Here is a 14,567-nt window from a genome sequence, read left to right on the forward strand (position 1 = left end):
ACGCTCGTCACAAGAGCAAAGCCTGGCTTGATCCTCGCTTTTTATATGTATAGACATAATGGAAGCGCAGATGGGCCTATCATGAAACTTTTCACCGATCTTGTGTTGGCCGGCTTTGACGCCTCCACGCCCTATGGGCGCATAGACGCGGGCGTTTTAGTGATTGAGGACGGCGCTATCATATTCAGCGGCGCGCGATCGGACCTGCCTGATCGCTATGATGAACTGACGCCCGTTTCGCTGGGCGGGCGCCTCGTCACACCCGGCCTGATCGATTGTCATACCCACCTGGTCTATGGCGGCAGCCGGGCCCGTGAGTTCGAGCTGCGCCAGTCGGGCGCCAGCTATGCGGACATCGCCAAGGCGGGCGGCGGCATCGCCTCCACTGTGGCGGCCACGCGAAAGGCCAGCGAAGAGGCGTTGATCGAACAGGCGCTGCCTCGTGTGGACCGTCTGATCGCAGACGGCGTCACCACTGTTGAGATCAAATCCGGGTACGGGCTGGATCGCGAGACCGAGCTCAAGCAGCTGCGTGTGGCCCGGCGTCTGGGACAGCTCCGCCAGGTGCGTGTCGTGACGAGTTTTCTGGGCGCGCACGCCATCCCGAAAGGCATGGAAGCGGACGCCTATATCGATACGGTCTGCATCCCCACGCTCAGAGAGGCCGCCGCCGAAGGCCTTGTGGACATGGTGGACGGGTTTTGTGAGTCCATCGCCTTTTCGCCCGCCCAGATCGCGCGCGTCTTTGATGTGGCGGTCGAGCTGGGCTTGCCGATCAAGCTGCATGCCGAGCAATTGTCTGATCAGGGCGGCGCTGCGCTGGCGGCCCGCTATGGCGCGAAATCCGTCGAACATCTTGAATATATTAGCGATGAAGATGTGCGGGCGCTGGCTCAGGCGGGCAGCGTCGCCGTGATGCTGCCCGGCGCCTTCTACTTTCTCAAAGAGATTCAGAAACCGCCTATCGACTCTTTCCGGCGGGCTGGCGTGCCTCTGGCCGTATCGACGGATTCAAATCCCGGCTCCTCGCCCATGACCTCGCTCCTGCTGGCGATGAATATGGCGGCGACCTTGTTCGGCCTGACCCCGGAAGAAGCCTTGCGGGGGGTGACGGTGAACGCCGCCCAGGCGTTGGGCCAGGACAGGCTGGGCCGGCTGGCGGAGGGCTATCTCGCCGATTTCGCGGTCTGGGACGTCACCGACCCGGCTGAATTGACTTACCGCATGGGCGACGCTCCGCTGCATGCCCGCTATCTGGGAGGCGAACTGTGCTGACGCCCGGTTCCGTAACGCTCAATACGCTTGAGCATATCTGGCGCGAAGGCGGCGCTATCCGCCTTGATCCCGCCGCGCGCGACGGCGTACGCCGCTCCGCCCGTCAGGTTGAGGCCGCTGCGCGCGGCTCTGAGGCTGTTTATGGCGTCAACACCGGCTTCGGCAAGCTGGCTTCGATCCGCATTGCGCCCGAAGACACCGCCGCCTTGCAACGCAATCTGATCCTGTCTCATTGCTGCGGGGTGGGCGAAGCGACGCCGGAACCCATCGTGCGCCTGATGATGAGCCTCAAACTCCTATCGCTCGGGCGCGGCGCGTCAGGGGTGCGTGAAGACATCGTCGATCTGATTGAAGCCATGTTGGAAAAAGGCGTCCTGCCTGTCGTGCCCGCCCAGGGCTCCGTGGGGGCGTCAGGCGATCTGGCCCCGCTCGCCCATATGGCCGCCGTGATGATCGGTGAGGGGCAGGCGCGCTATCGCGGAGAGATGTTGTCTGGCGCCGATGCGCTCACCCAGGCGGGCCTCACTCCTGTCGTGCTGGGTCCCAAGGAAGGGCTGGCGCTGATCAACGGCACCCAGTTTTCAACCGCCTATGCGCTCGCGGGCCTGTTTGAAGCGCGCCACGCGGCAAGAACGGCGCTGGTGACCTGCGCGCTCAGCATGGATGCGGCCATGGCCTCGACTGCGCCGCTTCTGGAAGAGATACACGCCCTGCGCGGCCATCCCGGCCAGATCGCAGCCGCGCGCGTGATGCGCGACCTGCTCGAAGACAGCGAGATCCGTCAGTCTCACCGCACTGATGATCCACGTGTTCAGGACCCGTACTGCATGCGTTGCCAGCCTCAGGTGGTGGGCGCGGCGCTGGATATGCTCGATAACGCGGCGCGCATGCTGGAGCGCGAGGCGAATGCGGCGACGGACAACCCGCTGGTGCTCGCTGATGAGGGCGTCATCGTATCGGGCGGGAATTTTCACGCCGAGCCGGTGGCCTTCGCCGCCGACATGATTGCTCTGGCGGTGTCGGAAATCGGCGCCATCGCCCAGCGGCGCATTGCGCTTCTGGTTGATCCGACGCTCAGCTTTGACCTGCCGCCTTTCCTCGCCGCCGATCCGGGTCTCAATTCCGGCCTGATGATCGCTGAAGTGACCAGCGCGGCGCTGATGAGCGAGAACAAGCATCTCGCAAATCCGTGCTCGACGGATTCAACGCCGACCTCTGCCAATCAGGAGGACCATGTCAGCATGGCCGCCCATGGCGCGCGACGCCTGATGCGGATGACGGCGAACCTCTTTCATATCCTCGGCATCGAGCTGTTCTGTGCGGCTGAGGGGGTGCGCTTCCGTGCGCCGCTAAAAACCAGCGCGCCGCTCTGCGCCGTGCTGGATGTGTTCAACGCCGAGATCCGTCCGTTGTTCCAGGACCGGTATCTCGCCCCGGACCTGGAAGCCGCGGCGCGCCTGGTGCGCAACATGGCGATCCTGGACGCGGCAGGCGTCAAGACCTCAGACCTGGAGAGTGTGTGATGACCGATCGCCGCCAGAACGCCCGTGAAGTCCGCCCGCCAGTGGGAACAGAGCTTAACGCAAAATCCTGGCTGACGGAGGCTCCGCTCCGTATGCTGATGAATAATCTGCACCCGGATGTGGCCGAGAATCCCGACGAACTTGTGGTCTATGGGGGCATTGGCCGCGCGGCGCGCGATTGGAACAGCTTTGACAAGATCGTCGAGAGCCTGAAGGCGCTTGAGGATGACGAGACCCTTCTGGTCCAGTCGGGCAAGCCGGTCGGTGTCTTTCGCACCCATGAAAACGCGCCGCGGGTGTTGATCGCAAACTCCAACCTGGTGCCGCACTGGGCCAATTGGGACCATTTCAACGCACTCGATAAAAAGGGTCTGGCCATGTACGGCCAGATGACCGCGGGCTCGTGGATCTATATCGGCGCCCAGGGCATTGTTCAGGGTACGTACGAAACATTTGTCGAGGCTGGACGCCAGCACTATGGCGGCGACCTCAAGGGCCGCTGGATCCTGACCGCGGGCCTGGGCGGCATGGGCGGCGCCCAACCGTTGGCGGCTGTGATGGCGGGGGCGAGCTGTCTCGCGATCGAGTGCGACGAGACCCGCATCGATTTCCGTATGCGCACCGGCTATGTCGATGAAAAAGCGATCTCCGTAGACGAGGCGCTGGCGATGATCGACCGCTGGACGAAAGCGGGGGAGGCCAAATCCGTCGGCCTTGTGGGCAACGCTGCCGAGATTGTGCCGGAGCTTTACGCGCGCGGAGTCCGACCGGACATGCTCACGGACCAGACCAGCGCCCATGACCCGCTCAACGGTTATCTGCCGGCGGGCTGGAGCGTGGCGGACTGGCGTGACGCGCGCGAACGCGATCCCAAATCCGTCGAAGCGGCCGCGCGCGCCAGCATGAAAACCCATGTGGAAGCCATGCTCGCCTTCCACGCCGACGGCGTGCCGACACTCGATTATGGCAATAATATCCGTCAGGTGGCGTTGGATGAAGGCGTCGCAAACGCCTTCGACTTCCCCGGCTTCGTGCCCGCCTATATCCGTCCGCTCTTTTGCCGGGGCGTTGGGCCGTTCCGATGGGCGGCGCTGTCGGGCGATCCTGAGGACATCTACAAGACCGACGCCAAGGTCAAAGAGCTGATCCCGGATGATCCGCACCTGCACCAATGGCTCGATATGGCGCGCGAGCGCATCCAGTTTCAGGGCCTGCCTGCGCGCATCTGCTGGGTGGGACTTGGCCAGCGTCACCGCCTGGGCCTCGCCTTCAACGAAATGGTGCGCAGTGGCGAGCTGAAAGCGCCGGTGGTGATCGGAAGAGATCATCTCGATTCCGGCTCCGTCGCCTCGCCCAACCGCGAAACCGAAGCGATGAAAGACGGCTCGGACGCCGTTTCGGACTGGCCGCTCCTCAATGCGCTTTTGAACACCGCCAGCGGCGCGACCTGGGTCAGCCTGCATCATGGCGGCGGGGTCGGCATGGGCTTCTCCCAGCATTCCGGCATGGTGATCTGTTGCGATGGCTCTGAAGCGGCGGACAAACGCATCGCCAATGTGCTGTGGAATGATCCAGCCAGCGGCGTGATGCGTCACGCTGACGCCGGATACGAAATTGCGCAGGACTGCGCGCGAGAGCACGGCCTCAATCTGCCAGGCATCCTCTAGGAGCAGCGCATGAGCGTCACGCGCACCCAAGCGCCAGAGTGGACGGGTCGGTCGGACCCTGAGGACGGATCCGATGCGATCCGTCTGCATCGGCTCGTGAAACCGGACGCCAGGCGCGCCGTGATCGGGTTTGCATGCGACGCGGGTGTGAAGCGCAACAAGGGTCGGGTCGGCGCCAAGGACGGCCCCGCCGCTCTGAGACAGGCGCTTGCGAACCTCGCAGCGCCTGAAAAGGCTCTGAGCTTCGCCGATCTGGGTGATGTCAGCGTTGCGGGTGACGCGCTGGAGGCTGGCCAGGAGGCGCTGGCAAACACGATAGCGGACGCCTTGGCCCGGCATGAACGGCTCGTGGTGCTGGGCGGCGGGCATGAAACCGCTTTCGCGTCTTTCCGGGGGCTGAGAAAAGCGCATCCCGACGCCCAGATCGGCATCATCAATCTGGATGCTCATCTGGATCTGCGTCTGCCCGGCGAGGCGGGCGGATCATCGGGCACGCCCTTCGCCCAGATCCGCGACCTCGATCCTGCAGGCTTTGACTATCTATGCGTCGGTTATGCCGAAGAGGCGAACACCCAGGCGCTCTTGAAACGCGCGAGAGACTGGGGTGTCGGGCTGGTGCGCGATCATGATCTGATCGCAGACCCCCTGGCGGCGCATGATGGCGTCGCCGCGCTCATTGCGCGCAATGATCTGATCTATCTGACGATTGACATTGATGTTCTCAGCCATTTTCAGGCGCCGGGCGTCAGCGCGCCGGCGGCGCGGGGCGTGCCGCTGTCGACGATCGAGCAGATTATCGCCTTGACCCTGGAGAAAGCAGGCGACCGCCTGGCGCTTGCCGATCTGGTGGAGCTTTGCCCGGCTCACGACCAGGACGGGGTGACGGCGAAGACCGCCGCTCTGCTGGCGCGCCGCATATTGATGAGGTGATCGGACGCAGTTTGCTTGTCCGCCAAAGCTTGCCAGGACTGCGGGCGAAGGTCTCAATAGCCTCAGACAAGTCACAAGAGCTTGCCCATGAATGTTCGGCGCAATTTGCGGGTGCGCGATATCCGCGGCCTGATCGAGTCCCGTCTGTGGGCGCAGATTCTGGTCGCCATGGTTGTGGGTGTTGGCGTTGGCTTGCTCTTGTCGCCGCAGACCGAGGGCCCTTTCTCGCTTGAGGCTGGTACAGCCGAAGATGTGGCGGAATGGCTGCGACTGCCCGGTCAGATCTTCCTGAACGTGATCCAGATGGTGGTGATCCCGCTGATCATCAGCTCGATCATTCTGGGTCTGACATCGGCGGGGGACCCGGCTTTTCTGCGCAAGGTCGGGTTTCGCATCGCGCCGTATTTTGTCGGAACGACCACCTTGGCGGTGCTTTTGGGCGCCGCAGTGGCGAGCTTGATCAAGCCGGGCCGGTTCATCGACGGGGCAAACTTTACTGACGCCGCTATGGCCGAAGCCGCCGGGTCCGTGGACGCGCTGATGACCGAACCCGCCGAAGTGCTGTCCGCGCCCGCCCAGATCGCCAATCTGGTGCCCGCCAGCATTGATAACGCCATGCTGACTGGCAACATGCTGCAGATCGTGGTCTATGCCTTGTTCATTGGCGTGGCGATGTCGATCATCGGCCCGGACAGGTCCGAACCGCTCAGCCGACTGCTGCAGACGGTCCAGGAAGTGGCGATGAAGATCATCGGCTGGGCCATGCGGCTGGCGCCCATCGCCGTGCTGGGCTTGATCTCTGATTTCGTCATCCGGGCCGGCTTCGACGCCTTGATCGGTTTGTCGGCTTATATCGTCTCGGTGCTGATCGGCCTCGCCGCCCTACTCACTTGCTATCTTGTGATCGTGCTCGTGCTGGGACGCCGCAATCCGTTTGCGTTCGCCGGCAAGATCGTCGATGCGCAGCTCCTGGCCTTCTCGACGTCCAGCTCGGCGGCGACCATGCCGCTGTCCCTGCGCGTCGCCGAAGACCGGCTGAAGGTGGCGCCGCCCATTGCGCGCTTCGTCATACCGCTGGGCGCGACCGTGAATATGGATGGCACCGCGCTGTATCAGGTGGTTGCGGCCCTGTTTATCGCCCAGTTGTTCGGCGTGGATCTGAGCGCCGCCCAGTTTGCGCTTCTGGTGATCACCGTGGTGGGGGCCAGCATCGGCAGCCCGTCCACGCCGGGGGTCGGCATCATCATCCTCGCCACGATTCTGCAAGGTATGGGCATTCCGGCGGCGGGCGTGGCGATCTTGCTGGGCGTGGACCGGATCCTCGACATGTGCCGGACGGCGGTGAACGTCACGGGCGATCTCACCGCCTGTGTGGTGATGGATCGCTGGCTTGAGGATGTGAAGGCGGATCCGCTGACGACGCCTGAACTCACGGACCCGCCAGCGTCATAAGGCGAGCTTCAGCCCTTCATGACTGTCTGTGAAGCCCAGCGTCTCGTAAAATCTCAAAGCGTCGGTGCGCGCCTTGTCAGACGTCAGCTGCACCAGACCGCACTGTCTCAGGCGGCATTGCTCGATCGCCCACTCAAACATCTTGCGGCCCAGCCCGTCACCGCGCCGACGCCGGGCGATGCGAACGCTTTCAATCTGACCGCGCCACATCCCGAGGCGCGACAGGCCGGGGATGAAGCTGATCTGCAAGCATCCCGCAACGCCCGCGTCATCTTCCAGAATGGCGAGGAGCTGGTTGGGGTCAGACTGGATGGCGTCAAACGCGGACAGATAGGCCGGATCAGGGGGGGTGCTGACTCGCTCACGGCTCTGCCCGAGGTCGTCGTCGGCGAGCAGGGCGATGATCGCCTCGAGATCGTCGCGACCGGCACGCCGAAAGGTGAGGGCATTAGACGTCATGATGCTGTTTCCTTGGAGCAAAGATAGTTTCGCGTCAGCGCTTTCATGTGATGCAGATACTGGGTTTGAGACCAGCCGCAGCTTTGGATCAGCGCTTCCCAATTGCGCACGGACAATAAGGCCCAAAGCAGATCCGCCGCCGTTTGGGCGTCCAGTTCAGGGCGCAAATCGCCATCTGCTGCGAGGGCGTGGATCGCCGCGTCGCAGCCCTGACGCATGGCGGTCATCCGATCACTCCAGGCCAGGTCCGCCGCCTCATCACTGGGCGCCATCGCCATCAGGGCGCGCGCCACGGGATAGATGATCGGAATATAGCCGCCCCACGCTTCGATATAGGCGCCCAGCCTTTCAAGGCCGGACGTTGCGGCGCGGCTGGGCGCAAGCCGGCCCGCCACATCCTCGACCTCGTCAATATGACGGGTCAGGGCGATCAGAAGCTCCGCACGCGTCTTGAAGTGCAGATACACCGCCTGCCGGCTCAGCCCGGCGGCTTTGGCGATATCGCTCATCCGGGTCGAAGCGCCAGTGTCGCTGACCAACAGCGTGTGGCACGCGTTCAGGATCCTGGTGCGGGTGTCGGCTGTGGCGGCCATTGCGGGGTCTCCGAGCGCAAAAAGTCGGACGCACCATCGATTACGCTTGACACCGTGTCAAGAGGCGCCTACTTGACACCATGTAAACTTTACATCGCGTCAAGTGGCGCAAGGAGCATGACATGGCTATTTTCAACGCAGTCCGCCGTGCGTTCACGCGCACCTCCCCTATTCTGATCACGGGCGCGACCGGAAAGACCGGCGGCCGCGTGGCGCAAGTGCTGGCCGAGCAGGGCCATCCGATCCGTCTGGGCTCGCGGCGGGCGGACATTCCCTTTGACTGGAACCAGCCGGACACCTGGTCGGCGGCGCTGGACGGCGTGAAAGCCGTCTACATTGCGTACGCGCCTGATCTGGCGGTCCCGGGCGCAGTCTCGACGATCACCCGCTTTGTGGACGCCGCCGCAAAGCAGGGCGTGCAACGCCTGGTCCTGTTGTCAGGCCGCGGCGAAGCCGAAGCGCAGGCCTGTGAGCGGATCGTGCTCAATAGCGGGCTGGAAGCGAGTGTGGTGCGCGCCAGCTGGTTCAATCAGAACTTCTCCGAAGGCGCCTTCGTGGACATGGTGCGCGCCGGTCAGATCACGTTGCCGGCAGGCGATACGCCTGAGCCGTTCGTGGACGCCGATGACATCGCCGAAGTGGCGGTTGCAGCGCTGACCCAGCCCGGTCATGACGGCGAGATCTATGAAGTCACCGGCCCGCGTTTGATGACGTTCAAGGATGTGGCCGCAGCGCTGTCAGAGGCTGCTGGCCGGACCATAGACTTCGTGGCCATCCCGCACGCCGCCTTTCTGGAGGGCGCCAAAGCCGAAGGTGCGCCCGCAGACGTGGTGTGGTTGATGGATTACCTGTTCACCACGGTTTTTGACGGCCGCAACGCCCATGTCTGCGACGGCGTTCAGCGTGCGCTGGGACGCCCCGCCACGGATTTCGAGACGTACGCCCGAAAGACCGCCGCTCGCGGCGTCTGGCTGGCGGCGGAACCTGTGTAGAGCGATGCTGGAGGTTGAGATGACGGTATATGTCTTTGCGCTTGCGGGACTGGTTCTGGCGACAGGCCTGACGGCGGGCGTTTTCCTGGCGTTTTCAGATTTCATCATGCGCGGCCTGTCTCAGGCCGCGCCCGGCGCCGGCGCGGCTGGCATGATCGGTCTGAACCGGACGGTGTTGCGATCGGTCTTTCTGACCAGCTTTTTCCTCATCATCCCGTTTTCGGCCGGGCTTGTCTGGTGGGCGCCGGAAGAGGCGCCGGAAACCGCCCGCTGGCTCATCGGTCTGGGCGCCAGCGTTTACGCGGTGCTGGTCTTCGGCGTCACGCTTGTGGCGAATGTGCCGCTTAACAAGGCGCTTGAAGCCAGCGGCGGTGCGGAGGATGTCTGGGAGCGTTATCGGCGCGTCTGGACCGTCTGGAACCATATCCGCACTCTGGCGACGACATTGAGCTTTGCAGTCTTCCTGACGGCTTTGACGATGCTGACTTGAGTCCAGCATCCGGTGTGGGCGATCATTGATGATCGCCTATGAGTCGCATCAAACAGGGGCCGGGCCATGGACCGTTTTACAACGCTGGAAGTCTTCCGGCGGGTGGCCGAATGTAACGGCTTCAGCGCGGCGGCGCGGGATCTGGGCGTGTCCAACGCCGCGGTCAGCAAGGCGGTCAAGGAGCTTGAAGCCCGGCTTGGCGTCCAGTTGATCGTGCGCACCACCCGCTCTCTCAATCTCACCGATGCCGGAGCGGCTTATTATCAACAGGCTTGCCTGGTGCTTGATGCACTGGGGGAAGCCGATGAGCAGGTGCGCGCCGAAGCCGCGAGCCCGCGCGGGCGGCTGAAGGTGTCCGCGCCGATGTCGATGGGGCTGACGACCCTGTCTGACGCCTTGCCAGACTTCTGTCGTCAGTACCCGGACATCCTGCTCGATCTGCATATGAGTGACGAATATGTGGACCTTGTGAGCGGAGGGTTCGATCTGGCGATCAGAGGAGGGCTGCTGCAGGATTCCAGCCTGAAAGTACGAAAATTGCTGGACCTGGACCGAATTGTTTGTGCCGCGCCGAGCTATCTGGAAGCTCGGGGTCGCCCGGCGGTTCCTCAGGACCTCAGTGCGCATGATTGCTTGGTTTTTTCAGGCACAGGCGTGCCGGAAACCTGGCCGCTGTTCAGCGCCGAAGGTATGCAAGACGTCTTGGTCAAGCCGAGATTGCGGATCAACAATTCGATCGCGCTCAAGATAGCTGCGGTGCAAGGGCTGGGCCTCGCACTTCTGCCTGGTGTCTATGTGCGCGAGGAGATGGACAGCGGGACGCTGGTCGATGCTTTGCCGGGGTGGCGCGGTGAAGCGCAGGCGCTATACGCCGTCTATCCCGAACAGCGCGCGGTCTCTCGCAAGGTGAGGGTCTTCCTCGACTTTCTGGTCGAGCATTTCAGGACACTGCAGGCCTGAGAATTATATTTCACTAATCGTGAAATATAATTCAATTAAAAGCCCAATTATTCACGAACTGGCATTCAGTAAGGTGCGGCCCGGTATCACACGGGAGAGCGCCATGCGCAAGCAAATCGCCATCGCCTATCATACCGGCTACGGACATACTCGCGTTCTTGCGGAGGCCGTCGCTGAAGGTGTCCAGCGTCAGCCCGGAGCCCGGGCTGAGCTGATCGACGTCACCGACATGAACTCTGAAAGTTGGGCGATCCTCGCCGTTTCCGACGCGATCATTTTTGGCTCGCCAACCTATATGGGCGCGGTCTCGGGGCCTTTTAAAACCTTCATGGATCAGACGTCGGCCATTTGGCTGGCGCGCAGCTGGGCGGACAAGCTGGCGGCGGGTTTCACCGTCTCCAGTTCGCAAGCGGGCGACAAGTACGCCACGCTCAGTCAGCTCGCTACGCTGGCGGCCCAGCACGGCATGCTGTGGGTGAGCCTCAACCAGTTGCCTGGCAATAACAGCTCGACCGCCAGCGTGGACGATCTCAATCGTATCGGGGCGTCGCTGGGCGCCATGGCCCAGGCCAATAACGACCAGGGACCGGACCTCGCCCCGCCCGCCGCCGACCGTGAAGCGCGGCCCGGCTCGGCGCCCGAGTCGCAGAGCTGGCGCAGCGTATGGCCGCAGGTCGCGTGAAGATCGCAGAGCCTGCCTGAGGCGTTTGCGTCTAATCAAACAGTTTACGGAGAATGCTATGTCTCGCTTGTCATCGGCGCTGATCGGCGCCGCTTTATCCGCAGTCTTGTGCACGGTCGCATCGGCGCAATCTGACCGTCCTGAAGTCGGCGTGAGCCCTTGGGGTGCGGACGATGAGATCGGACGGCTCAACTTGATGACGCCCGCCAGCCAGGCCGCCATTCTGGCCCGGATTTCGGGCGCGGCGCCTTATGATCTCTCAGTGGAGTATTTCATTGGCATGCCCAGCTGGCAGGCCGCTGGCGACCCGCACTACCGGATATGGATGACGCACACCCCGCACGGTACGGGCGTGGATGACCCGCTGGGGGTAGGCCACGCCATGAACGACCATGTCAGCTACACCGGCGCGGCGGTGTCGATGTACACCCATACCGGCACGCACATCGACGCCCTGGTCCATTTCGGGCTGAACGGTGCGGTGTGGAACGGATTCACAGCTGAAGAGCATCTTGGTGACCGCGGCTGGCGCGTCGGCGGAGCCGAGGCTTTGCCCTCCATTGTGGCGCGCGGCGTTCTGATTGATCTGCCGGCGTTTCTTGGGGTCGACCAACTCGCTGACGGTCACCGGATCAGCCGGGCGGAGCTGGTCGGCGCGCTTGCTGCTCAACAGGTGTCCCTGGCTGAAGGCGATGTGGTGCTGATCCGCACCGGCCGCATGCGGGTATATGACGACGCCCAGGCCTATATGCAGAACCCGCCCGGTCTGGGCATGGAGGCCGCGCGCTTCCTGATCGAGGAAGCCGGGGCCATGGTCGTCGGCGCCGACAATCTCAGCTTTGAGGCCTTCCCCAGTGAAGATCCGGCCAATTACGTGCCGGTGCACACCTATCTTTTGGCGGAACAGGGGGCCCCGATCATCGAGCTTGTGTTTCTGGAGGCCCTGGCGCGCGATCAGGTCTATGAGTTCGCCTTTATTGGCGGCGGTTTGCGCTTGCGCGGGGCTGACGCCGCGCCGATGCGTCCGCTCGCCTTTCCCCTGCGCTAGGGAAGGGGATCATCATGCCGCGTATGTTTGACCTGATCCTGACCGGGCTCGCGCCCATGGTCTGGGGGACGACCTATATCGTCACCACCGAGATGCTGCCTGCGGGGTATCCCCTGACCCTGGCCGTCTTGCGCGCTTTGCCCGCAGGCCTGTTGTTGCTGGTCGCCTTGCGTCGGCTGCCCGCCGGGCGGCAATGGGGCGAGGCGGCGGTGCTCGGAGCGGTCAATTTCGCCATTTTCTGGGCCTGCCTGTTCGTCGCCGCCTATCGTCTGCCCGGCGGCGTGGCGGCGACAATGGGCTCGCTACAGGCGCTGATCGTCATCGGACTGGCGCGGGTGGTGCTGGACCAGCCGGTGCGGCGTCTGGCGGTGATGGGCGGTATCACGGGCGTGCTGGGCGTGGCGTGTCTGGTCCTGGGGCCAGCCGCAGGTCTTGATCCTCTCGGCGTCGCCGCGGGGCTGGGCGGCGCGGTGTCGATGGCGACGGGCACGGTGTTGAGCCGGAAATGGCGGCGCGACACTCCGCTTCTGACCTTCACAGCCTGGCAACTGGCCGCTGGCGGGATGCTGCTTCTGCCGTTCGCTTTGTTACTAGAACCGGCTTTGCCGCCCCTTGATCGCGAAGCGATTGCGGGATTGCTCTGGCTTGGCCTCATCGGAGCAGCGCTGACCTATGGGCTATGGTTTCGTGGCGTTCAGCGTCTTGATCCGGCAGCAGTGTCCACGCTCGGTTTCCTTAGCCCTCTGACGGCGGTGCTGATCGGCTGGCTGCTTTTGGGACAAAGCCTCAGCCCGGTTCAAATGGCGGGCGTGGCTCTGGTGCTGGGCGGGGTCTGGGCCGGAGGGCGATCAGCGCCTGCGCCTTTGCGCGCGAGACTGAGCGACTAGGTCCGGCGCGCTCGGCGGAGCTTTCAGCAAGATTGTCCGAATCTGCACTTTCGTCTCGCGCGCCTGCGTTCCAGACTGAAGGGGTGTCAGGCGGGAGAGCGAAATGCGGATTGTCTTCGGGGTGCTGGTTGGTCTGGGCGTTCTCGCCGGGCTGATCTGGGCGGTCGCGTTTCGATGGCCTTCCGAGCTTTCCGGGCAGAGAGCGGCGCCCGCCATCCTGATCGAAAATGTGCGCCTGGTCTCCATGGTCGCGGGCGAGCCTGACGCGCTTGAGGCTCAGGATATTCTGGTGATCGACGGCGTCATCGCCGCCCGCCTCCCTCATGGCGCCCTGGCCGACGATCCACGCCTTGAGGGCGCTGAGCGCATTGATGCAGCGGGCCGCACGGTGCTGCCCGGATTGATCGACGCCCATGTGCATGTCTGGGATATGCCCGAACTGGCGGGGTATCTCGCCCATGGCGTCACCAGCGTGCGCAATGTCGCCGGCCTGCCGGTGCATTTGCGCTGGGCGGACAGGATCGAGGACGGCGCGCTTTTGGGGCCGACGCTTCTGACCACCGGGCCGATTTTGAACTCGCCGGGTCCGAACGCCCAGCAGAACCATGTTCTGGTGATGACGGGTGAGGAGGCGCGCGCCGCGGTCCGCCGTCAGCATCAGCAGGGCTACCGGCATCTGAAAGTGTATTCAAATCTGACCGAAGACGCCTATCGCGGCGTTCTTGAAGAAGCGCGCGCTCTGGGGCTGACGGTGTCAGGCCATACGCCTGAAGGCGTGCGCGAGCCGGGCATTCCGCTGGAGCGCGATTTTCTGATCCCTTTCACGAGCTTGCTCGATGACGGCTTTCTGACCATTGAGCATACTGAATCCATCGTCTGGCACGGCTTGCGCGACCGCCTGAACGCGCAACGCATGCAGCAGCTGGCGGGCGAAATGGCCCAAGCCGGCGTTGTCGTGACGCCCACCCTGATCGCTCATGACAATCTGGTGCGGGTGGCGGAAAGCGGCGGCGCCTATCTGGAGCGTGCCGGGGTGGAGACCCTCAATCCGCTCTATGTGCGCATCGATGCGGATGTTTACGCGTATTGGGCGCGTCAGGACCCGGCCGTCCGGGCAGAAGCGCGGCGTCAGTTCTATCGCCAGGCCACCGGCATCATGCATGAGGCGGGCGTGACGCTGATCGCCGGCACCGATGCAGGCATTTTCACCAATCTTCCAGGCCGGTCGATGACGCGCGAGCTGGAATTGCTGGTGATGTCAGGCTTGAGCCCGCATGCGGCGTTGCAGACCGCCACCGCGAATGGCGCGCAGGTTCTGGGGCTGACCGATCGCGGCCGGATCGCGCCGGGATTGCGCGCGGATCTGGTATTGGTCAGCGGCGATCCGCTCAGCGATGTGACCGTGGTCGAGTTTCCTGACGCGGTGATGGTGAACGGGGTCTGGCTTGATCGCGCCGAGCTTGATGATCTGGAGCGTGCTGCGGGCAAGGGCTCGCTCTTGCGCAGCGTCACGAACGTCCTGCCGATCTTGCTGGGACGGCAATAGGAGCAGTTTGGCGGAATCTGCGTGTTTGCAGGCTTTTCGGATTCCGCGTGCTGGGCGCACTAT

13 protein-coding genes and 1 pseudogene are annotated in these 14,567 nt (G+C 63.6%); 12 read left to right on the forward strand and 2 right to left on the reverse strand.

Translation table 11 applies throughout. The features are described from left to right. Positions 1-81 precede the first annotated feature (81 nt). The 5 genes from hutI to G405_RS15465 all read left to right on the forward strand — a co-directional run bounded on the left by hutI (position 82) and on the right by G405_RS15465 (position 6,847). A complete protein-coding gene (hutI, locus tag G405_RS0108340; protein ID WP_022701061.1) occupies positions 82-1,275 on the forward strand; it encodes an imidazolonepropionase in 1,194 nt (397 codons plus the stop codon). Next, positions 1,269-2,798: a histidine ammonia-lyase gene (gene hutH / locus G405_RS0108345; RefSeq protein WP_022701062.1), complete on the forward strand. Its 1,530-nt coding sequence runs from the start codon at positions 1,269-1,271 to the stop codon at positions 2,796-2,798. Before hutI ends, hutH begins: the two co-directional genes overlap by 7 nt. Further along, positions 2,798-4,465 (forward strand): urocanate hydratase, encoded by a 1,668-nt coding sequence (gene hutU / locus G405_RS0108350; RefSeq protein WP_022701063.1) that lies wholly within the window; start codon positions 2,798-2,800, stop codon positions 4,463-4,465. Before hutH ends, hutU begins: the two co-directional genes overlap by 1 nt. Positions 4,466-4,474: 9 nt before the next feature. After that, positions 4,475-5,395, forward strand: coding sequence for a formimidoylglutamase (hutG, locus tag G405_RS0108355; RefSeq protein ID WP_022701064.1), 921 nt, complete (start codon positions 4,475-4,477; stop codon positions 5,393-5,395). 87 nt (positions 5,396-5,482) lie between these two features. Next, positions 5,483-6,847 carry a dicarboxylate/amino acid:cation symporter gene (locus G405_RS15465; RefSeq protein WP_022701065.1) on the forward strand — a complete coding sequence of 455 codons (1,365 nt, stop codon included), beginning with the start codon at positions 5,483-5,485 and terminating at the stop codon, positions 6,845-6,847. On the opposite strand, the gene G405_RS0108365 is transcribed toward G405_RS15465, so the two are convergent. Together G405_RS0108365 and G405_RS0108370 are read right to left on the reverse strand one after the other, a co-directional pair. Beyond that, the gene (locus tag G405_RS0108365) at positions 6,842-7,306 is read right to left on the reverse strand and encodes a GNAT family N-acetyltransferase (protein ID WP_022701066.1); all 465 of its coding nucleotides are present in this window, start codon (positions 7,304-7,306) and stop codon (positions 6,842-6,844) included. The genes G405_RS15465 and G405_RS0108365 overlap by 6 nt on opposite strands. Beyond that, a complete protein-coding gene (locus tag G405_RS0108370) occupies positions 7,303-7,899 on the reverse strand; it encodes a TetR/AcrR family transcriptional regulator (RefSeq protein ID WP_022701067.1) in 597 nt (198 codons plus the stop codon). Before G405_RS0108370 ends, G405_RS0108365 begins: the two co-directional genes overlap by 4 nt. Positions 7,900-8,021: 122 nt before the next feature. Between G405_RS0108370 and G405_RS0108375 the strand changes: the two genes are divergently transcribed. The 7 genes and pseudogenes from G405_RS0108375 to G405_RS0108405 all read left to right on the forward strand — a co-directional run bounded on the left by G405_RS0108375 (position 8,022) and on the right by G405_RS0108405 (position 14,504). After that, the gene (locus G405_RS0108375; RefSeq protein WP_022701068.1) at positions 8,022-8,891 is read left to right on the forward strand and encodes an NmrA family NAD(P)-binding protein; all 870 of its coding nucleotides are present in this window, start codon (positions 8,022-8,024) and stop codon (positions 8,889-8,891) included. A gap of 19 nt (positions 8,892-8,910) precedes the next feature. Continuing rightward, positions 8,911-9,381: an anthrone oxygenase family protein gene (locus tag G405_RS0108380; RefSeq protein ID WP_040705433.1), complete on the forward strand. Its 471-nt coding sequence runs from the start codon at positions 8,911-8,913 to the stop codon at positions 9,379-9,381. A gap of 66 nt (positions 9,382-9,447) precedes the next feature. Then, the gene (locus tag G405_RS0108385) at positions 9,448-10,341 is read left to right on the forward strand and encodes a LysR family transcriptional regulator (RefSeq protein WP_022701070.1); all 894 of its coding nucleotides are present in this window, start codon (positions 9,448-9,450) and stop codon (positions 10,339-10,341) included. 103 nt (positions 10,342-10,444) lie between these two features. After that, positions 10,445-11,043, forward strand: a pseudogene (locus G405_RS15470) (flavodoxin family protein). A 38-nt stretch (positions 11,044-11,081) separates the two neighbouring features. Further along, complete coding sequence (locus G405_RS0108395; RefSeq protein ID WP_022701072.1) at positions 11,082-12,071, forward strand: cyclase family protein; 990 nt, start codon at positions 11,082-11,084, stop codon at positions 12,069-12,071. A gap of 14 nt (positions 12,072-12,085) precedes the next feature. Then, on the forward strand, positions 12,086-12,958 hold the full coding sequence (locus tag G405_RS0108400) for an EamA family transporter (protein ID WP_022701073.1): 873 nt from the start codon (positions 12,086-12,088) through the stop codon (positions 12,956-12,958). A gap of 103 nt (positions 12,959-13,061) precedes the next feature. Next, positions 13,062-14,504 carry an amidohydrolase family protein gene (locus tag G405_RS0108405; RefSeq protein ID WP_022701074.1) on the forward strand — a complete coding sequence of 481 codons (1,443 nt, stop codon included), beginning with the start codon at positions 13,062-13,064 and terminating at the stop codon, positions 14,502-14,504. Positions 14,505-14,567: the final 63 nt, after the last annotated feature.

The organism is Oceanicaulis alexandrii DSM 11625 (genome assembly GCF_000420265.1).
Taxonomy (GTDB): domain Bacteria; phylum Pseudomonadota; class Alphaproteobacteria; order Caulobacterales; family Maricaulaceae; genus Oceanicaulis; species Oceanicaulis alexandrii.